Source organism: Pseudomonas sp. AC211, assembly GCF_979258055.1.
The window spans coordinates 1,154,128-1,173,847 of sequence record NZ_OZ409830.1; the positions used below are offsets into that span (position 1 = coordinate 1,154,128).

The window sequence follows — 19,720 nt, forward strand, 5'->3', positions numbered from 1 at the left end:
TTCACTGTTTCGTCTGGCGAGGCCGTTTATGGCACTGCACTTTCCGCTGCACACCGTTTCGCAGATTCTGGACCGCATCCCGCGCCCGCTTGACCCGCTGGAGCAGCACGCGCGCCAACGCCTGGCCAGCCTCAGCCAGGAAGACGCCGATGCCGTGTGGGAAGGGCTGTGCCTGCGCGTGCTGCTCAACCCGGTGTACCTCGGTTTTCTATGGCCGCAAACCTGCGCCGAGCACCCACAACTGCAAGCCCTGACGCGCAATCTTCTGACTCAGCTATGGGTGCCCGGCCTGGCAGCCGAGGTGGAAACCACCAGCGCGCAATGGGTGATGGAGCAGGGCGATGCGCAGGTGCCGGGCACGCTGATGCACGACCTGTTGCAGCACCTGAGCACGTTTCCTGTTGAGGCCGATCAGAACTTCGCCTTTCTGGCGCGTTATTACACCTGGCGCGACGTGGTGGTCACGCAGCTGGTGGCGCCTGAGCGTATCGGTCTGCTCGACCGCTTGTTTGGCTTGCTGCATATGCAAGTGCAGCAATGGGGCAAACCCTATTGCAGTGGTTATGCGTATCAGGGCTACGAGCGCATCGGCCTGGCCGGGGTGAAACCCACGCAGGAGCGCCTGGCCGGCTACGGTTTTATGCCGTGGCTGCGCGCTGGTATGAGCGTGCTGGAGATCGGCTGCAACAACGGCTTTATGGCTATCGAGCTGGCGCGCCATGCGGGCCATGTCGATGCGGTGGAATACAACCCGTTCCTGGTGGAAATCGGCCGCACCACGGCGGCTGCCGTGGCCCAGCACAACGTGCACTACGAGGTGGCCGACTTCACCACCTGGCAGCCGCGTCAGCGTTACGACGTGGTGCTGTCGTTCGCCAACCATTGCACCATCGATGGCAATTTGTCGGTGGAGTTTGAGAGCTTTGTCGCCAAGCTGTGGCAGCTCACCGCCGATGACGGTTGGCTGCTGTTCGAGAGCCACAACGTGTTTGGTCCGGGCGCTGGCGCACCCGGCGATGACGGCGACCTGGACGCCAAGTTCGAGGTGATGGAGCGCTACTTCGAGCTGGTCGACAGCAAAATGACCCGCGCGTTTGTGCCCACGCAAGACATCGACAAACTGTTCGTGGTGCTGCGTCGGCGCCCGGCTGTGCTTGCCACAGTGACGCGGCAAATGAACCTCGCCCAGGCGCGCCTGCGCTACGAATTCAGCGGCACGCCGTTCGCCTAAGGCTGCTCGGCGGCCGGCAAGCTCAGCAGCGCCAGGTGCTTGAGCACCGGGTGGATCACGTAGTAAGTGTTGCCGTGCTCCACCTCTTGTTGCATCTCTATGGCCAATTCGCCGGTCGCTTGGTAGGCGCGGAGCACCTGCAATAAGAGGTCGGCGCGAATGGCCGTGTCGTAGCGGCGGTCGATGTCGGTGCCCATCGGCGGCGCCGGGTAATGCTTGCGCGCCAGCACCGGGCCGGTGTCGATCTGCTTGTCGAGAATCAGCGCACTGGCGGCGCAGCGACCTTCTTCCAACAGGCTGTAATACGCCGTGGTGCTGCCGCGATAGTCCGGCAGCCAACCGCTGTGCACATGCAGCAGCGGGATGCCCAAGTCGATCAGCTCGGCACCGACCAGTTGCCCGCCGTAGCCCGAGAAAATAATCACCTTGGGCTGCAGCGCCTGCACCTGCTCGCGCACGGTGGCGGCGTTGATGTCGCGCGTGTCCAACTGGCTGAAGGCGATGCCGGCAGCGGCCAGGCTGGTTTCCAGCGAAATGTTCAAATCGGGCAGCAGCACGCCATGCAGAAGCTCGGCCGGTGGCGCCGGCTCAGCGGCGGGCGCGTTGGCCTCGCCGAGCAGCAGCACATGGGCCGGCGCCAGGTCGTTGGCCAACAGGGTTTGCAGGTATGCCTGCGAGCGGGCGCTGTGGGCCGCGATCATGACCACATTGTTCAGTCGGCTCACGGCTGATCTCCTGCGTGCAATGGCACCTTCACTTGCACGGCCAGCGCTTCGACCCAGCGCGCTTCGCCGGCAATCAGCCACGCCAGGTGGGCGCCGAGTTCGGCAGGGCAACTCGCGTGGATGGCAATCAGCGTGTCGAGGCTTTTCAGCAGGCCATTGAGGAAAGGCAAGGCGTTCGGTTGCGCCTGCATCGCCAGGCACAGCGCGGCGAATTGCACGTACAGCGACAGGTCGTCGTAGCCGCTGTCGAGCACCGCTTTGAACGCCGGCGTGTAGTGACGGTACAGGCGTTTGCTGACCTCGAAGCGTTGCAGCAACTGTTCGGCGAAACGGCGATGGGCCGGTGCGCCAAGGTCGCTGGTGAGCAGCAGATTCAGCAGCGCTTGGGTGTCGTAGCCGTGCTCGCTATTGAGCGCCACGCCGGTGGCCTTCGGCGCCCAGGGCTGGGCCGGCGGCAAGTTGGCCAACGCTTGTTCGCGGCTGGCGCGCCACGCGGCAAAAAACGGTTGGCCATGGTAGGCGCTGTAGAAGTAGGTGTTGCGCTCTTCCAGGCGTTCGCCCTGGCTGTAAGGGTAGGGCGGGGTGCTCATGGGATGCTTTGCGCCTGCTTGAGAATGTCGCGGGCCAGGGCACCGATGTCGGCCGTGGCGCTGGTGTCGATTTCCAGGTCCGCGTGGGTGGGCGCCGGGAAGGGAATGTCGACGCCGACCATGTCGCTCATTTCGCCTGCCAGGGCCTTGGCGTACAGGCCTTTGGTGTCACGTTGCGCAAGGTGTCGAAAGGCGGGTTGAGGTACACCTCGAAATAGCGCTGGAAGTGCTCGCGGTTTCTCGCCCGCAGGTCGGGAAAAATCGACAGGATGCTGCACACCACGTTGATCTGTTGGGCGTCGAGCCAGGCGCACAGTTCGAAAATGCGCTCGGCGTTGGTCCGCCGCCCGGCCATGCTGTAGTCGGCGGCGGCAAGATCCTGGCGGAAGATGCGCCGCACTTCATCGCCATCCACCAGCACGGTGTTGGGCTGTTGTTGCTTCCACTGTTGGGCGATCTCGCGGCCCAGGGTGGTTTTGCCCGAGCCAGACAAACCGATTAACCAGATGACCATTCTATTAGCGCCCTTTGTTGAGCATTTTCGGGCTGTTGGCGATGGCCAGAGCGGCCACCTGCGAAGCAAAACCGTGGAAGGGCGCGAAGAAGTATTGGCTCAGCTGCTGGCGTACGCCGCGTTGCTGCTCCCACAGGTGCTCGTCGGCCAGCAGGTCGGGTAATTGCGCGACCTGTTCGGCGCTGATGTGCGGCATCACTTTGCGCAGCCAGATATCTGAGGAGTCTTTGCCCACAAGCGGGTCGCTTTCGGCGTGGGGCATGTCCAGCAGCAACACGTTGCGGTCGGTGTAGATGCCGCCGAAGGCGGAGCCGCCGTAGTCGCACAGCAAAAAGTCGGCGAGCTGAAACAGCTCGACGTTGTCGATGTGTTCGCGGATGCAGGTGTTGATCACGTCGAGCTGGCGCATGCGCGCGGGCTCGTCGGTGATGGTGATGGGGTGCGGTTTAACGATCACGTTATAGCGGTCTTGCAGCGCGGCGATGGCGCTGACGAACAGATCAATCGAGCACAAGGTTTTCCACGTCGGCAGCCACACCACGGTTTTGCGGGTGGGGTCGCAGCCCAGCTCGGTAAGCCGCGCGGCGCGGTCCAGCGGCTGGTTGAAAAAGCGGTCGAAACGCGGGTAGCCCATCTGCACTTTCAGCGTGTTGCTGCAGAACGCCAGCTGCTCGGCCTGGTACGGTCCGAAGCACAGCACGGCGTCGTACACCTCGTTCCACTGCTGGAAATTCCAGCCCGCTTTGCCGGTGGCGTACATGAAACGCAGGTTGTGCCGGCCGATGGATTGGGTGAGGTAGGGCGAGTCGCTGCCGCGTTCGTAATGCTGGGGAAAGCTGGACACCAGAATGTCGTAGCGCTGTTTCTGCGCGAGCAGCTCGCTGGCTGCACGCCAGGGCAATTGCTCGCGCTCGCAGGTGTCGATGATGGTTTGATGGTCTTTGAGCTGTCCGGTCACCGCCACTTCCACACTGCCGGCCGGAAGGTGCTGCCACACCGCGCGGTAGTGGTTGAACATTTCGATGTTGTGAATCAGAAAACCGATGCGGTCGAGGTCGTTAGCCATGCCATCCAGTCCGGGCGGGTGCGGAGGCTCATCTTACTGAAAAAAAGCGCCGTGGCGAGGCGCCGTCCGTGACGAGCCTGCGACGGCTTGCTAACCTCAAGCCCACCTCCAGCAAGGCACCGCGCGCATGGCTTCGATTCATCCTTTGGCAGACGTTCACAGCCAGCAGATTGGCGATGGCACCACGGTGTGGCAGTACGTAGTGATTCTGCCGCGCGCCCAGATCGGCCGCGATTGCAACATCAACGCCCACTGCTTGATCGAAAACGACGTGGTGGTTGGCGACCGGGTAACGGTGAAGTGCGGGGTGTATTTGTGGGACGGTTTACGCATCGCTGACGACGTGTTCATCGGCCCCAACGCCACCTTTACCAACGACCTGCTGCCACGCTCGAAACAATACCCCGACAGCTTCCCGCAAACCCATGTGCACCAGGGCGCGTCCATTGGTGCCGGGGCCATTATTCTTCCGGGTATCTCCATCGGTGCCGGCGCCATGGTGGGCGCCGGTGCGGTGGTCACCCACGACGTGCCAGCCCTTGCGCTGGTAGTCGGCAACCCCGCACGCGTGGTGCGTTACCTAGGCGATTGATATGTTTCCTTTCCTTGATGTGGCTGCGCTCAATCTGCGCGATGAACAGGCGCTGACCGACGCGTTTCAACGCGTGCTGCGCTCGGGCTGGTATGTGTTGGGTGCCGAGGTGGCAGCGTTCGAAACCGAATACGCCCAAGCGTGCGGCGTGCCCCATGCCATTGGCGTGGGTAACGGTCTGGATGCGCTGACGCTGATATTGCGCGGCTATAAAAACCTCGGCCGTTTCGAAGACCGCGACGAGGTCATTCTGCCCAACAACAGTTTTATCGCCACGGCATTGGCCGTGAGCGAAGCGGGCCTGACGCCGGTGCTGGTGGAACCCGATGCGGCGACGTTCAACATTGATCCGCAGGCGGTAAAAGCCGCCATCGGCCCGCGCACCGCCGCCGTCATCGCCGTGCATTTGTACGGTCAGTTGGCGGACATGGAGGCGTTGCAAACCCTGGCTAACGAACACGACCTGCTGCTGATCGAAGATTCCGCCCAAGCCCATGGCGCGGTGGACGCCCTGGGCCGGCAAGCCGGTGCGTTTGGTCATGCGGCGGGCTTCAGTTTCTTTCCGGTGAAAAACCTCGGTGCCCTCGGGGACGCCGGCGCCGTGACCACCGGCGACGACCGTTTGGCCGAGCAAGTGCGCAAGCTGCGCAGCTATGGCTCTACGCGCAAATACGTTCACGACGTGCAAGGCGTGAACTCGCGCCTGGATGAACTGCAAGCGGCCCTGCTGCGGGTGAAATTGCCCAGCGTGGAGCGCGACGCGCAGGCGCGTCAGGCCATCGCCGCGCATTACCTCAGCCACATCCGCAACCCGCTGCTGGTGCTGCCCCAAGCGCCAGCGGTGGCCGGCAGCCATGTCTGGCATCAGTTCGTGGTTCGCACCCAGGCGCGCGAGCAGTTGCAGGCGCACCTGGAGCGCAGCGGCGTGCCGAGCCTGATTCACTACCCCGTGCCGATTCACCGCCAGGCCGCCTACAGCGAATTTGCCCAACTGAGCTTGCCCATCTCGGACGAGTTGGCGGCGCAGGTGTTGAGCCTGCCGCTATACCCCGGCTTGCCGGCAGCCCATCAGCACGCGGTTATCGAGGCGTGTAACAGCTTCAGCGGCTAAGCGCCTGCGGGCGACGGCAAAGTGGTGCAAGTTTTGCTTTGCAGCTGACAACGGCTATCACTGCTAATTTTTTGACGGGTACGCGTGGTCGAAATTGGTGTGATGGTTTCCATACGGATTCGGAGCGCTCATGTCTCTACAGCACTGCAAAATTGTAGATCTGCCGATCATTGAAGACCGGCGCGGCAACTTGACCTTTATCGAAGGGAATCAACACATCCCGTTCGATATCAAGCGTGTTTACTACCTGTACGACGTTCCCGGCGGTTCGCACCGTGGCGGCCATGCCCATAAAGAGCTTCATCAGTTGCTGATCGCCATGTCTGGCAGCTTTGACATCTTGCTCGACGACGGCCGCACCAAATTCAAATACCACCTCAACCGCTCCTATTACGGCCTGTACATCCCGCCGATGATCTGGCGCGAGATCGACAACTTCTCCAGCGGCTCGGTGTGCATGGTTCTGGCTTCGGAGCGTTACAGCGAAGACGACTATTTCCGCGACTACGATCAGTTCTCCCAGGCGGTAAACGCCAAGCCCAAAGGCTGATGCGTGGGCCGCCTGCGCAAGCGTAGGCGGCGTGTTCAAAATTCGGAGTTTCATCCATGTCTGCTACTGCACCTTCCCGGTGGAGTCACCTGCAAGGTGCATTTGCCAGCGCCGCGCTGGTTCCTGCGCGCGCCGCCAAGGGCCGCAACCATTTGCTGGAACTGGCGCCTTCGACGGCCTGGGCGCCCGCGCCGTTGGAGATGGTCGATTTCGCCATCCCCGCCAATGTTCGCCGCGCACCGCAAACCACCTACGCCCAGTACAGCGCCGAGTTTCATCAGGTACGGCTGGTGGCCGGCATGGCAGGCATCGCCGATATCGATAACGGCGAATACGTCTGTGACGTGGCGTTTGATAACCGCGAGCGGCTCAACGTCGGCTGGTACGAAAAGCATGGATTGAAGCTGACTGACGACGGTCGTTGCGCCTTTTATGCAGGCGCTGGCGAGCCGTTGCAGGTGGCCCATGCCATCTCATTTTTCGGCTGGGAAAATGGCAACTACGCGCACTGGCTGAGCGAAAAATTGGCGCGTTTTTTCTGGATTAACCAAGCCGCGTTCGACGCGCAAACCGTGGTGCTGGTAGAGGCGGGCTTGCCTGCCTCGATCATGGATTCACTGGCGCTGTTCTGGCCGCGCGAGCAAACCGTCTGCGTGCCCGCCGGCCAGGCCTGCGATGTGGGCGTGCTGTATCACTTCTCCGACAGCGCCGATATCTGGGAACCGCGCGCCGGCTACGTGTATGCCGGTGACGAGTATCAGGTGTTCCCCAGCGCCATCGCCTGGATGGCCAATTACATCAAAGCGCGTGTGCCGCGCGCCCACCGCGAAAACGGCAAGACGTACCTGATTCGCCCGCCAGGCGGAAACGGTCGAACCATCGTCAACCAGCAAGCACTTACCGAGGCGCTGCGCGCGGACGGCTTTGCGTTGATTCAGCCGGAAACCCATACGTTCGCCGAGCAGGTGGCACTGTTGTCATCAACGGAACTGGCGGTGCTCGGCTCCGGCGCGGCGGCTGCCAACCTGCTGTGGATGCCCAGCGGCAGCACGCTGGTGATGCTTATCCAAGACAACGCGCAGATGTGGTACTGGTTTTTCCACGCCTTGGCGTCCGCAGTTGGCGTGCGTTTGGTTTATTTGCCGGTAGTTGGCCAGCCCGGCACCCACTCCGTGGTATTCCACTGGAACGTGGAAATCCCCATTGAAAAATTGCAGAGCTGGTTAGCCGCCGATGCGCCGGTACGCCAGGCGCGCATGGCTGATGTGCCGGTCGACCGGGACGCCGAAGCCGCTGCATTTTTCGCCGAATTGAATCACCAGCGTCAGGCCCAGCATGGGGCGCAGGCGTTGTTTGCCGAGGAACACAATGCCGTGGATGTAACCGTTGCCGTCATGTCGTACAACAACAGTGCATTTATCGGTCAGACCATCGACTCGATCCTCGCCCAGCAGGGCGTGACGTTCGAGGTACTGGTATTCGATGACTGCTCCAAAGACAACAGCGTCGAGATCTTGCAGCGCTACGCCGAAGACCCGCGCTTTTATTACGAGGTCAACGCCAAGAACCTCGGCATGACCGGCAACTACAACAAATGCGTCACCGCTGGCAGCGGCCGTTATGTGGTGGTGCTGGGCTCGGACGACGTCTTGTATCCCGGCCACCTGGCCTCCTTGGTGGCCGCTCTGGACCGCACGCCGCACGCTGGCCTCGGTTACACACAGTGCAACTGGATCGACGAGCGCGGCACCATCACCCACTACGCACAACATCCCGGTCATCGCTCGCAGTCCTATTCGGGTGGGCGCGATGAAGTGGTGGACCTGCTCAGCTACGACAACTACATCACGCCCTCGGCAGTCATGCTGCGCCGCAGCGTATTGCCGCAAATCACCCAGGCCGACGGCACCATTCACCGCAGCGACATGCTCGCCGGCGATTGGGAGTTGTGGATTCGCCTGGCGCGGCTGGCACCGGATTTTGTTTTTCTGCGTCAGCCCAGCGTGGGTTACCGCGTGCATGGCGGGCAGATTTCCAACAGCTTCTACGGCAGCGACAAGCCGCTGGCCGAACACACCGAAATTCTCGAACTGAACCTGGCCGACCCCGCCGTGCGCACGCGCATGATCGCGGCAGCCGGGCCGATTCTGGCGCTGTATCGCCAGCGTATGCAGAGCGCGCCAGCCGAGGTGCAAGCGCGCTTCAAGGCGCGCAGTCAGGCGATTGAAACGGCGTTGGCCGGCCCTGGCGCGGTCAAGGCTGGGGAACAGGGGCCGACCTTCTCCATCATTCTCACCACCTATAACCGCGCCGATTTGCTGGTCGATGCGCTGGCCAGTCTTAGCGCGCAGACCTTCAAAGACTTCGAAGTCATTCTGATCAACGATGCCGGCGCGCCGGTTGAGCATGTGCTGCAGGGCTACGACTTCCCCATCACCTATCTGGCGTTGGGGCGTAACGGCGGGCTGTCGAACGCGCGTAACTGCGGCATTCGCCAGGCTCGAGGCGCCTACTTGTGCTACCTCGACGACGACGACATGTGGCTGCCAGAGCATTTGCAGCGCCACGCCGAGGCTCACGCGCAAGGCCCACGCCTGGTGTACACCGACACGCTGTACGTGCTGGAAACGCTGGAAGGCGGCAAGCGCCAGGAGATCTCGCGGCAATCTTCGTCGCAGCACGGCCCGTTCTCGCGCGACAACTTGCTGGTGCAGAACTTCATTCCGGTGAACGCCTGGTCGCACCCGCGCCAGTGGCTGGATGAAGTGGGCGGTTTCGACGTTGAGCTGCCAGCGCTGGAAGACTGGGACATGCTGCTGAAACTGTCGGCGCGTTATCCGGTTGAACATGTGCAAGCGCAAACCGTGCAGGTGCATATCCGCCAGGAAAGCCCCGAGCAGCGCATGAGCGTGCGCGAGCGCAAGAATTTCCCCGAGCTGTTCCGGCGCTTGTACGGCCGCCATGGCCAGGGCGTCGAGGCGCCGGTTGAGCAAGCGCGCGGCGAGTTTCTGCAAAGTCTGGTCGATGAAATGAGCAACAAGGCCGTGGGCCAGCCCACGTTCGGTTACTTGCACACGCTGACGCCGCAGGTGCTCGCCGCCTTCGAGCGTCGCTTGCAAGATGCGTATGTGCCAAGCATCGAGGTGCTGGTGCTGGCATTGCCGGGCACCGAACCGGCGGCACTGCAAGCGACGGTCGACAGCCTGAACGCGCAACAGCACGGCGCGCCGCACCGCGTGGTGAATGGCGATTGGCAGCAGGTTAACGATGCCGCCGTGGCCAGCACGGCCGATTGGCTGTATGTGCTGCCGGCCGGCGATACGCTGGAACCCCACGCGCTGGCATTGTTGTTGGACCGTGCCGTGGCCGCGCCGACGGGCTGCTATTACAGCGACGAAGACACCCGTGGCGAGCAGGGCGCGCATTCGCCGATTTTCAAACCCGACTTCAACCTCGATTTGCTGCGCAGCTACCCGTATACCGGGCGCTCGCTGTTTATTGCCCGCGAGGCACTGGAACAACTGGGCGGGCTGCGGTTCCAGTTCGACGGCCTGGCGTTGCAGGATTTCCAGCTGCGCTGCGCTGAGTCGTTCGGCCTGGACAGCGTCGGCCATATCGCCGAGGTGCTGTGCCACAGCGCGGTGCCGTTCGCGCGCTGGCTGGCCAGCGACGAGGTGCGCCTGCATTCGGCAGCGGTGGTCAGCGAACACCTCGACCGTCTCGGTGTGCCGCACACCATGCAAGAAGGCGTATTGCCGGGCTTCAACCGCATTCGCTACGACTACCCCGAGCAGCCTTTGGTCTCCATTTTGGTACCCACCAAAGACCAGTTGGCGTTGCTGCAACGCTGCGTCGAAACCTTGTTGGAGAAAACCGCTTACTCGAATTACGAGCTGCTGATTATCGACAACGCCAGCGAAACCGAAGAAGCCAAAGCCTGGCTGGCCGGCATCGAGCAGTTGAACAGCGAGCAGATTCGGGTGGTGCGTTATCCAGGGCCGTTCAACTTCTCGGCTATTAATAACGCGGCCGCCGCTGTCGCGCGCGGCGAGTATCTGGTGCTGCTGAACAACGACACGGCGATTCTGCGTGAAGACTGGCTGGACGAATTGCTCAACCACGCGCGGCGCCCGGAAGTGGGCATCGTCGGCGCCAAGCTGTTGTTCCCCAGCGGCCATATTCAGCACGCCGGTGTGGTGCTGGGGCTTAGCGGGCCGGCGGACCATCCGTTCCTTGGCGACGCCGGCGACAGCGCCGGTTACATGCAGCGCCTGTTGGTGGCGCAGAACTATTCGGCGGTAACGGCGGCTTGCCTGATCATCCGCAAAGAGGTGTACGACGCGGTTGGCGGGCTGGATGAGGTGGTGTTCAAGGTTTCGTACAACGACGTCGACCTGTGCCTGAAGGTGCGCGAAGCCGGCTACCTGAGCGTGTGGACGCCTTACTCGGTGCTGTTGCACGAGGGCAGCGTCAGCCAGAAGTCGGGCGTTGAAACCCTGGCGCAGGAACAAAAGCTCAAACGGTTCCGCAGTGAACAGGCGGCGATGTACCAGAAGTGGCTGCCGCTGCTGGCGCGCGACCCGGCCTACAACCAGAACCTGACGCTGGCCAACAAAGGCTTCGAGCTGGATCCGATTCGTGGCGCCATCTGGCAACCCTTCGTGCGGGCGCCGCTGCCGCGCATTCTGGTGCACCCGGCCGATCGTGGCGGTTGCGGCCATTACCGGGTGCGTCAGCCGTTCACCGCCATGCAGCGCGAGGGCGTGGCGGATGGAGTGATCAGCGAAACCCTGTTGCACCCAGTCGAGCTGGAGCGGTTCCAGAGCGATGTGATCATCTTCCAGCGCCAGGTCACCGATGCGCAGCTGGAATCGATGGCCGAGATCAAGCAGCTGTCGAACGCCTTCCGTGTGTACGAGCTGGACGACTACCTGCCCAACCTGCCGCTGAAAAGCGTGCACCGCGCGGACATGCCCAAAGACGTGCTGCGCTCATTGCGCAAGGCGCTGACGCTGGTCGACCGCTTCGTGGTGTCGACGCAGCCGTTGGCCGAGGCGCTTGCCGGCATGCATGACGATATTCGGGTGGTGCTGAACCGGCTGCCGACCAACTGGTGGAACGGTTTGAACAGCGAGCGCCGCGTTGGACGCAAGCCGCGAGTCGGGTGGGCCGGTGGGGTAGGGCATACGGGCGATCTGGAACTGATTGCCGATGTGGTGCGTGATCTGGCGGATGAAGTGGAATGGGTGTTCTTTGGCCTGTGCCCGGATAAGTTGCGGCCCTACGTGACCGAGTACTACCCAGGCGTAACCATCGACAAGTACCCGACGATTCTTGCCTCGTTGAACCTTGACCTGGCCCTAGCGCCGTTGGAGCAGAACCAGTTCAACGACTGCAAGAGTAATCTGCGACTCCTTGAGTACGGCTTCCTCGGTTTCCCGGTGATCTGCACCGATGCTGTGTGCTATCGCTGCGACTTGCCCGTCACGCGGGTGAAAAACCGCTACAAAGACTGGATGGACGCCATTCGCATGCACCTGGCTGACCTGGATGCAACGGCGAAAATGGGCGATGACTTGCAGACCATTATTCGTCGCGACTGGATGCTCGAAGGCGAGAATGTGCGCAATTGGGCGAAAGCCTGGATGCCGGACTAGACTCATCGCGGTACTTGGAAGGGGCTTCACAGCGGTGATAGCCCCTTTTTTATTCGCGTCAGAAAACAGTAAGCCCGATCGCCAGGATGGCTAAGTGCCGGTTTTGTTTGAAAATTGGCGTCACTTAAACGGCTGGGTGGGTAAGCGAGGCGCTGGAGATGGCTTGGCCACGTGCAAAAATTTTCATCGAGCCCTTTAGTTCTGCGGCCTGTGCCGATACAGAAAGTGTGGAAGCGGTTTGCACCGGTTCAGCAAGCAGCCAGCAAAATTTTTGAAAATTTTGCTAAAGCTCCAAGAACTAGCGCCGATAAACACTTCGAATGCGAATTCTAGGGGCGCCTGAGCTGCAGGCCCTGAACGTCGCAAGCTCAGGCAAATACTAGGTACTCGGGAGACGCCCAAATGGCACTTACAGTTAACACGAACATTGCATCGCTCAACACTCAGCGCAACTTGAACGCTTCGTCCAACTCGCTGAATACCTCGCTGCAACGTCTGTCCACCGGTAACCGCATCAACAGCGCCAAAGACGACGCTGCCGGTCTGCAGATCTCTAACCGTCTGACCAACCAGATCAGCGGCCTGAACGTAGCGACCCGTAACGCCAACGATGGTATCTCTCTGTCGCAAACCGCTGAAGGCGCGCTGCAACAGTCGACCAACATTCTGCAGCGTATCCGTGACCTGTCCATCCAGGCAGCCAACGGCTCGAACAGCGACACCGACCGTGCCGCTCTGCAAAAAGAAGTATCGGCCCAACAAGCTGAACTGAGCCGTATTGCTGACACCACCACCTTCGGTGGTCGCAAACTGCTTGACGGTTCGTTCGGTACCACTAGCTTCCAAGTGGGTTCCAACGCTTACGAAACCATCGACGTTTCGCTGAAAAATGCTTCTGCTACCTCGCTGGGTTCGTACCAGATCGGTGGCGGCGCAAGCACTGACAGCGCCGGCGCTTCGGCTGCTGGTGGCACTGTGTCTGCAAGCATCGCAGCAAGCGGCGCTGGCTTCTCGGCTAACACCATCACCGTTGTTGGTGGCGGTCAAACCAAAGACGTAGCCGTAACCTCCGGCGACAGCGCCAAATCGATTGCTGGCAAGTTCGACGGCGCCATCTCGGGCCTCAGCGCTTCGGCTCGTAACGTTGTACAGGCTGACGTGAACATTACTTCCGGCGCTGCCAGCTTCTCGCTGAGCGTAGGTAGCCAATCGGTTGCCATCGTCGGTGTGACTGACTCCAAAGGTCTGGCTGATCAGATCAACTCGAACGCCGGTAAGCTGAACGTAACTGCGAACTACGATTCGAAAACTGACAAGGTGACCATTACTTCGGCCACTGGTGAAAACATTGTCTTCGGTGCTGACAGCGCTTCGTCGACCGGTACCATCAACCTGGCTGCACAAGGTTCTGACGGTACTTTCAGCGCCGAGACCGATGTTCGTGCCGCAGGTGGTAAAGCGATCGGGTACGTCGAGTTGAACTCGCCGAACTCCTACGCCCTCACCGGTACTTCGACTGAAGTGTTTGGCGACCAGGCTGCCGACCTGAACACCGTTTCGGATGTGGATATCTCCACCGCTGACGGCGCTCAACGTGCAATCGCTGTAATCGACAACGCACTGCAAAACATCGATGCTCAGCGTGCGGACCTCGGTGCTGTACAGAACCGCTTCGACAACACCATCAGCAACCTGCAGAACATCTCTGAGAACGCTGACGCTGCTCGTAGCCGGATCAAAGACACCGACTTCGCTGCTGAAACTGCAAAGCTGTCGAAAAACCAAGTACTGCAACAAGCTGGTACCGCGATTCTGGCTCAAGCTAACCAACTGCCACAGTCGGTTCTCAGTCTGCTGCAATAACGCAGAAAGAGACGCCAAAATCGGTGGGAGGAAGGGGATGACCCTTCCTCCCATTTGGCCATTGTGAGGTGTCTAAAATGGATGTTTCCAATATCACGTCGGTTTGCCGCTCTGCCCAGACAAGCTCGTGACGGGCAAGTGCCGGTAGGGTCTGCTCAGCAGGCTGCAAAACAGACGGCGTCCGCTGCAAGTGCGGATACCAGCTCCGACGCTCAGGCCGACAGTGGAAGTATTGATGCAGCAGTTGCTGACATTCAGTCCTTCGTGCAAACGGTTAAGCGTGGTTTGAATTTCAATGTCGATGACTCAAGCGGCGAAGTTGTTGTCAAAGTTATCGATACGGACTCAGGCAAGTTGGTGCGGCAGATTCCTTCCGAGGAATTGCTCAAGCTGGCTGAACGCCTAGAGGACATTCGCAGCCTCATGTTCGAGGCTAAAGCGTGAGTTGGTACGGTTCTTGAGTACAACTCGCCATACCCGTTCCCATAGGGAATTCGGGACGTTTTTTTGACGGAGGTGCGAGATGGCTGGTGTAACTGGCATTGGTTCGGGCGTAAATATTGACGATATCGTGAAGGCGTCTGTGGCGGCGGAGAAAGCGCCCAAGCAGAATCAGATCGATAAGCTCGAATCCAAAACAACGACCAAGTTGACCTCGCTCGGTTCGTTGAAGAGCGCAGTGAGCGAGTTCCAAACCGCCCTGTCGCTGCTCAACAGCCCGACCAGCTTCCTGTCCAAATCGGCGACTTCCACGAACACCACCGCGCTTAGCGCCACTGGCAGCGCCAGTGCCATCGCGGGTAGCTATAAAATCGAAGTGTCGAAACTGGCCAGCAGCAGCAAAATTGCTTCTGCGGCGATCAGTGGCGGCAGCACTGCCAAATTCAACACCGGTTCGCTGGAAATCAAAGTCGGCAGCAACACAGCGCTGACCGTCAATGTCGACAGCACCAACAACACCCTTGCCGGTGTGCGTGACGCCATCAATGCCCAAGGCAAAACCGCCGGGGTGAGCGCCACCATCGTCACCGACAGCCAGGGTTCGCGCCTGGTTCTGAGCAGCACCAAGATGGGTGATGGCAACGACATCACCATGACCGGCACCAGCACCGGTACAGGTAATGCCTCGCTCGAAGACCTGACCTTCCCCGGCGCTACGCTGGATCCTACGACGTTCGCCACGCCCGCCGAGTACGACGCCGCCGTAGCCAAGGGCGGTAAAACCCTGGCCGCTGCGTCGAGCGCCAAGCTGACGATCGACGGGCTGGAAGTGGTGAGCGATTCGAACACCGTCGACAAAGCCATCGATGGTGTGACCATCAAGCTGACCGGCGTTACCAAAGCCGACGAGCCACTGACGCTCAACGTCGCCGATAACACGTCGGCGGTGAAAGCCAACGTGCAGAACTTCGTCACCGCGTACAACAAGATGATGAGCACCGTGAATTCGCTGACCAAAGTGACCACGGTTGCTAACAGCAACCCGGTTGTAGCCGGGCTGGCGGGCGACTCCACGGCGCGCTCGCTGGTGAGTTCGATCCGCAGTGAGTTGGTATCGAACCAGGATAACGGCGGCGCCATTTCGGCCTTGGCCAACCTGGGTATCACCACCAAGACGGACGGTACGCTGGAGGTCAACAGCGCCAAGCTCGACACCGCGATCAGCGAAAACTACGAAGGCGTCGCCGCCTATTTCACCGGCGATGACGGGCTAGCGAGCCGGCTTACGTCTAAGCTCAAACCGTACACCGATGGTGGCGGAATTCTGCAGCAGCGCACCGAGCAACTTTCCAATACCATCACCAGTCTCGATAAGCAGCAGGAAGACTTGGATCTGCGCATGACCGCGTTGCAGACGCGTTTGTACAAACAGTACAACGCCATGGACGCCCTGGTATCGCAGCTCACCAACACCAGCACCGGCCTCATGTCGCAGCTGGACAACCTGCCTGGCCTGGTCAAGAAGAATTAAGTCCCGCTAATTCTCGCCCGGCCGATAGCTTTTTTTGATGAAGAAAAAGTACGGACGGGCTTAAAGCTCCCACGAAACCCGCCGATAGCTTGAATATCGAAACAACGGTTCACGAGGGTTTGCAAAATGAGAGCGATGGCGGCGATGAATCAGTACAAGCAAGTGAGCGTGTCGTCTCAAGTGTTTGAAGCAACTCCCCATCGTTTGATCCAGATGTTGATGGAGGGCGGTCTTGAGCGTCTGGCTCAAGCCCAAGGCGCCATGGCGCGCGGCCAGGCCTCGATGAAAGGCGAGCTGATCAGCAAAGCCATCGGTATCGTGGGCGGCCTGCGTGAAGGTCTGGACATGGGCAAGGGCGGCGAAGTCGCACAAAACCTCGACCGCGTTTACGAATACATGATCACCCGCATGCTCGAAGCCAACAAAAGCAACGACCCAGCGCCACTGGTTGAAGTGTCGGGTCTGCTGCGTGAAGTGAAGTCCGGCTGGGATGCAATTGCACCGTAAGGTGGGTGAGGACAACGAAATGGCGAATTCCATGCTGCAACAAATCGAAAGTACCCGCCTGGCCCTGATCGACGCCTTTCAACAGGAAGATTGGGAGCGTATCGGCGCGCTGGACACCTCGTGCCGCGAGCAGGTGAGTGCCGCAATGGCCGACAGCACCGGTATCGAAGAAGCCCTGCGTGAGCAGATGGAAGCGTTGGTCGAGGTGTATCGCCACCTGACAGCAGCCTGTGTACGCAAGCGTGAAGCGGTTGGCGAAGAGCTGACTGTGCTGGTCAAATCCAATCAAAGCGCCAAAATCTATCAGATGTTTGGCTAGTCAAAATTTTGTAGCTAACCTTTCGTTCAGAGGAGTTAGCTACAAACCTCTGCGTTAATTCTCAAGACAATGTGCTACCTGGTTGAACTGGGTAGAAAAAAACACGTCATAAAATTGACTGCGTACAAAAAATTGACTCTACTAGTGGCCAATTGCTGGCGTCATTTTATCGTGGTTGCGATGGACGCTTTCTTCACACCCCGGATCAGAACCAGACACTATGTGGCGTGAAACCAAAATTTTACTGGTCGATGACAACAGCGAACGCCGCCGCGATTTGGCGGTAATTCTAAATTTCCTCGGGGAAGAACATCTGGCTTGCACAAGCCAGAACTGGCGGGAGACGGTCGATAAGCTCGACAGCCCGCGCGACGTGCTGAGCGTGCTGCTCGGCGAAGTCACCAGCAAAGGTGGCTCCCTCGAATTACTCAAACAACTTGCTGCCTGGGATGAGCAACTGCCCATCTTGCTGGTGGGCGATGCCGCGCCAGCAGATTGGCCCGAAGACGTGCGCCGTCGTGTGTTGAGCACGTTGGAAATGCCGCCGAGCTACAACAAATTGCTCGACTCCCTGCACCGTGCCCAGGTTTACCGCGAAATGTACGACCAGGCGCGCGGCGCCCGGGCCCGCGAGCCGAACCTGTTCCGCAGCCTGGTCGGCACCAGCCGCGCCATTCAGCAAGTGCGGCAGATGATGTCGCAAGTGGCCGACACCGAAGCCAGCGTGTTGATTCTTGGCGAATCCGGCACCGGCAAAGAAGTGGTCGCGCGCAACCTGCATTACCACTCCAAGCGCCGCGACGCGCCGTTCGTTCCCGTTAACTGCGGTGCCATTCCGGCTGAGCTGTTGGAAAGTGAACTGTTCGGCCATGAGAAGGGCGCGTTTACCGGCGCCATCACCAGCCGGGCAGGGCGTTTCGAACTGGCCAACGGCGGCACGCTGTTCCTCGATGAAATCGGCGACATGCCGCTGCCGATGCAGGTGAAGCTGTTGCGCGTGCTGCAAGAACGTACCTTCGAGCGCGTGGGCAGCAACAAAACCCAAAGCGCTGACGTGCGCATCATCGCCGCCACGCACAAGAATCTGGAGTCGATGATCGAAGCGGGCACCTTCCGTGAAGACCTCTACTACCGCCTCAACGTGTTCCCCATCGAAATGGCGCCGTTGCGTGAGCGGGTGGAAGATATTCCATTGCTCATGAACGAGCTGATTTCACGCATGGAAGTGGAGAAGCGCGGCTCGATCCGCTTCAACTCCGCCGCCATCATGTCGCTGTGCCGCCACGACTGGGCCGGCAACGTGCGCGAGCTGGCGAACCTGGTGGAGCGCATGGCGATCATGCATCCCTACGGCGTGATCGGGGTGCTCGAGCTGCCGAAGAAATTCCGTCAGGTTGAAGACGAGCACGACCAACAGGCCACCAGCGTCCGCGACGACCTGGAAGAGCGTTTCTCCTTCAACAGCAATATGTCCGGCCCGGAAACCACCGCCATGCTGCCGCCTGAAGGTCTCGACCTGAAGGATTACCTCGGCAACCTGGAACAGGGGCTGATCCAACAGGCGCTGGACGATGCCGGTGGCGTTGTGGCCCGTGCTGCTGAGCGCTTGCGCATCCGTCGTACCACCCTGGTCGAGAAGATGCGCAAGTACGGTATGAGTCGTCGGGATGATGACGAACAGTCGGATGATTGACGCGAAATTTCCTCCCCTCAAACTAGTGCCTTGAAAAATAAGGATATTTTTTTAGGCACGGCTATTGCTAGTTCTCTCTCGACTGACCGTCTTATGACGGCTCACCGGGTGAGAGAGAACCATGAAGCAAACCGCACTCCCAACGTCCAGCACTGCTGCTAACGACATCGAGGCCTCCAGCCGCCAAGGGCTTGAGAAGGCGTTCGCCATGTTCAGCCAAATGTCGACCCAGCTCAGTGACTCCTACAACCTGTTGGAAGCGCGGGTGACCGAACTCAAGGGCGAGCTGGCGCTGGTCAGCGCGCAGCGCATGCAGGAACTGGCCGAGAAGGAGCGCCTGGCGCACCGCCTGCAAAGCCTGCTTGATGTACTGCCCGGCGGCGTCATCGTCATCGACGGCCAAGGCGTGGTGCGCGAGGCCAACCCGGTGGCCTGTGCACTGCTCGGTAAGCCCTTGGTCGGCATGCTCTGGCGCGAAGTGATTGCCCGCAACTTCGCCCCGCGCAAAGACGACGGCCACGAAGTGTCGCTGAAAAACGGTCGCCGCCTCTCTATCGCCACCCGCTCGCTCTCAGCCGAGCCCGGCCAACTGGTGCTGTTGAACGACCTGACAGAAACCCGTCAGCTGCAAGATCAGCTGGCCCGCCACGAGCGCCTGTCGGCGCTGGGCCGCATGGTTGCCTCGCTGGCCCATCAAATTCGCACCCCGCTTTCCGCCGCCTTGCTCTACGCCAGCCACCTGACCGAGCAAGTGCTGCCAGTCGACCAACAGCAGCGTTTCGCCAGCCGCCTGAAAGAGCGTCTGCACGAGCTGGAACACCAAGTGCGCGACATGCTGGTGTTCGCCCGAGGCGAACTGCCGCTGCCCGATCGCCTGGCGCCGAAAAAGCTCTACGAAGCCCTGCGCGCCGCCGCCGAGCCCCATGTGCAAGGCATGAACGTGCGCTGGCAGTGCGACGCCCATACCGGCGAGCTGCTGTGCAACCGCGACACCTTGGTCGGCACCGTGCTCAACCTGGTGGAAAACGCCATTCAAGCTGCCGGCCGCGAGGCGAGTCTCAAGGTTCATTTCTATGTACGTGGCCAGAACCTGCGCCTGTGCATCAGCGACAACGGCCCCGGCATCGATGCCACCACCCTGGCGCGCCTGGGCGAACCCTTTTTCACCACCAAAACCACCGGCACCGGTCTTGGCCTGGCGGTCGTCAAGGCGGTGGCCCGCGCTCATCAGGGCGAATTGCTGCTGCGCTCGCGCCCCGGCCGCGGCACCTGCGCCATTCTGGTATTGCCGCTGATTGCAGTGGCCCCACGGACTTCTCAGGAGTAACCA

General features: G+C 60.6%; 15 protein-coding genes and 1 pseudogene. 12 read left to right on the top strand and 4 right to left on the bottom strand.

Annotation, left to right across the window (positions count from 1 at the left end; translation table 11 throughout):
* Positions 1-28: 28 nt before the first annotated feature.
* Positions 29-1,231, top strand: a complete 1,203-nt coding sequence (locus ACZZZP_RS05565) for a class I SAM-dependent methyltransferase (protein ID WP_463382064.1) — start codon at positions 29-31, stop codon at positions 1,229-1,231.
* Here the strand turns inward: ACZZZP_RS05565 and ACZZZP_RS05570 are convergent.
* The 4 genes and pseudogenes from ACZZZP_RS05570 to ACZZZP_RS05585 all read right to left on the bottom strand — a co-directional run bounded on the left by ACZZZP_RS05570 (position 1,228) and on the right by ACZZZP_RS05585 (position 4,126).
* Entirely contained in the window at positions 1,228-1,956 is a 729-nt protein-coding gene (locus ACZZZP_RS05570) for a formyltransferase family protein (RefSeq protein ID WP_463382065.1), read from the bottom strand. The genes ACZZZP_RS05565 and ACZZZP_RS05570 overlap by 4 nt on opposite strands.
* Positions 1,953-2,546, bottom strand: coding sequence for a hypothetical protein (locus ACZZZP_RS05575; RefSeq protein ID WP_463536341.1), 594 nt, complete (start codon positions 2,544-2,546; stop codon positions 1,953-1,955). The genes ACZZZP_RS05570 and ACZZZP_RS05575 overlap by 4 nt, the downstream gene beginning before the upstream one ends.
* Positions 2,543-3,060, bottom strand: a pseudogene (locus ACZZZP_RS05580) (adenylyl-sulfate kinase). The gene ACZZZP_RS05575 and the pseudogene ACZZZP_RS05580 overlap by 4 nt, the downstream one beginning before the upstream one ends.
* A gap of 4 nt (positions 3,061-3,064) precedes the next feature.
* Positions 3,065-4,126 (bottom strand): CDP-glycerol glycerophosphotransferase family protein, encoded by a 1,062-nt coding sequence (locus tag ACZZZP_RS05585; protein ID WP_463382068.1) that lies wholly within the window; start codon positions 4,124-4,126, stop codon positions 3,065-3,067.
* Positions 4,127-4,253: 127 nt separating this feature from the next.
* On the opposite strand from ACZZZP_RS05585, the gene ACZZZP_RS05590 reads away from it, so the two are divergent.
* The 11 genes from ACZZZP_RS05590 (at position 4,254) to ACZZZP_RS05640 (ending at position 19,717) form a co-directional block, all read left to right on the top strand.
* A complete protein-coding gene (locus ACZZZP_RS05590; protein WP_463382069.1) occupies positions 4,254-4,718 on the top strand; it encodes an acyltransferase in 465 nt (154 codons plus the stop codon).
* Between the two features lies 1 nt (position 4,719).
* Positions 4,720-5,829 carry a DegT/DnrJ/EryC1/StrS family aminotransferase gene (locus tag ACZZZP_RS05595; RefSeq protein ID WP_463382070.1) on the top strand — a complete coding sequence of 370 codons (1,110 nt, stop codon included), beginning with the start codon at positions 4,720-4,722 and terminating at the stop codon, positions 5,827-5,829.
* 130 nt (positions 5,830-5,959) lie between these two features.
* On the top strand, positions 5,960-6,379 hold the full coding sequence (locus tag ACZZZP_RS05600; protein WP_122492523.1) for a sugar 3,4-ketoisomerase: 420 nt from the start codon (positions 5,960-5,962) through the stop codon (positions 6,377-6,379).
* Positions 6,380-6,435: 56 nt separating this feature from the next.
* Positions 6,436-12,036 carry a glycosyltransferase gene (locus ACZZZP_RS05605; RefSeq protein WP_463382071.1) on the top strand — a complete coding sequence of 1,867 codons (5,601 nt, stop codon included), beginning with the start codon at positions 6,436-6,438 and terminating at the stop codon, positions 12,034-12,036.
* A gap of 402 nt (positions 12,037-12,438) precedes the next feature.
* Complete coding sequence (locus ACZZZP_RS05610; RefSeq protein ID WP_122492521.1) at positions 12,439-13,899, top strand: flagellin; 1,461 nt, start codon at positions 12,439-12,441, stop codon at positions 13,897-13,899.
* Between the two features lie 81 nt (positions 13,900-13,980).
* On the top strand, positions 13,981-14,343 hold the full coding sequence (locus tag ACZZZP_RS05615) for a flagellar protein FlaG (RefSeq protein WP_463536342.1): 363 nt from the start codon (positions 13,981-13,983) through the stop codon (positions 14,341-14,343).
* Between the two features lie 79 nt (positions 14,344-14,422).
* On the top strand, positions 14,423-15,871 hold the full coding sequence (fliD, locus tag ACZZZP_RS05620) for a flagellar filament capping protein FliD (RefSeq protein WP_122492519.1): 1,449 nt from the start codon (positions 14,423-14,425) through the stop codon (positions 15,869-15,871).
* A 126-nt stretch (positions 15,872-15,997) separates the two neighbouring features.
* A complete protein-coding gene (gene fliS / locus ACZZZP_RS05625) occupies positions 15,998-16,378 on the top strand; it encodes a flagellar export chaperone FliS (RefSeq protein WP_122492518.1) in 381 nt (126 codons plus the stop codon).
* Positions 16,379-16,397: 19 nt separating this feature from the next.
* Entirely contained in the window at positions 16,398-16,697 is a 300-nt protein-coding gene (gene fliT / locus ACZZZP_RS05630; protein ID WP_122451749.1) for a flagellar protein FliT, read from the top strand.
* Positions 16,698-16,917: 220 nt separating this feature from the next.
* Positions 16,918-18,390, top strand: coding sequence for a sigma-54-dependent transcriptional regulator (locus tag ACZZZP_RS05635; protein WP_463382072.1), 1,473 nt, complete (start codon positions 16,918-16,920; stop codon positions 18,388-18,390).
* Positions 18,391-18,511: 121 nt separating this feature from the next.
* The gene (locus ACZZZP_RS05640) at positions 18,512-19,717 is read left to right on the top strand and encodes a sensor histidine kinase (RefSeq protein ID WP_463382073.1); all 1,206 of its coding nucleotides are present in this window, start codon (positions 18,512-18,514) and stop codon (positions 19,715-19,717) included.
* Positions 19,718-19,720: the final 3 nt, after the last annotated feature.

Excerpts from the sequence above, each read along its gene's own strand:
- ACZZZP_RS05600 (WP_122492523.1), top strand. The coding sequence starts at position 5,960 with ATGTCTCTACAGCACTGCAAAATTGTAGATCTGCCGATCATTGAAGAC.
- fliD (WP_122492519.1), top strand. The coding sequence starts at position 14,423 with ATGGCTGGTGTAACTGGCATTGGTTCGGGCGTAAATATTGACGATATC.
- ACZZZP_RS05635 (WP_463382072.1), top strand. The coding sequence starts at position 16,918 with ATGTGGCGTGAAACCAAAATTTTACTGGTCGATGACAACAGCGAACGC.
- fliT (WP_122451749.1), top strand. The coding sequence starts at position 16,398 with ATGGCGAATTCCATGCTGCAACAAATCGAAAGTACCCGCCTGGCCCTG.
- ACZZZP_RS05590 (WP_463382069.1), top strand. The coding sequence starts at position 4,254 with ATGGCTTCGATTCATCCTTTGGCAGACGTTCACAGCCAGCAGATTGGC.
- ACZZZP_RS05610 (WP_122492521.1), top strand. The coding sequence starts at position 12,439 with ATGGCACTTACAGTTAACACGAACATTGCATCGCTCAACACTCAGCGC.
- ACZZZP_RS05640 (WP_463382073.1), top strand. The coding sequence starts at position 18,512 with ATGAAGCAAACCGCACTCCCAACGTCCAGCACTGCTGCTAACGACATC.
- ACZZZP_RS05615 (WP_463536342.1), top strand. The coding sequence starts at position 13,981 with ATGTTTCCAATATCACGTCGGTTTGCCGCTCTGCCCAGACAAGCTCGT.
- ACZZZP_RS05605 (WP_463382071.1), top strand. The coding sequence starts at position 6,436 with ATGTCTGCTACTGCACCTTCCCGGTGGAGTCACCTGCAAGGTGCATTT.
- fliS (WP_122492518.1), top strand. The coding sequence starts at position 15,998 with ATGAGAGCGATGGCGGCGATGAATCAGTACAAGCAAGTGAGCGTGTCG.
- ACZZZP_RS05565 (WP_463382064.1), top strand. The coding sequence starts at position 29 with ATGGCACTGCACTTTCCGCTGCACACCGTTTCGCAGATTCTGGACCGC.
- ACZZZP_RS05585 (WP_463382068.1), bottom strand. The coding sequence starts at position 4,126 with ATGGCTAACGACCTCGACCGCATCGGTTTTCTGATTCACAACATCGAA.
- ACZZZP_RS05595 (WP_463382070.1), top strand. The coding sequence starts at position 4,720 with ATGTTTCCTTTCCTTGATGTGGCTGCGCTCAATCTGCGCGATGAACAG.
- ACZZZP_RS05575 (WP_463536341.1), bottom strand. The coding sequence starts at position 2,546 with ATGAGCACCCCGCCCTACCCTTACAGCCAGGGCGAACGCCTGGAAGAG.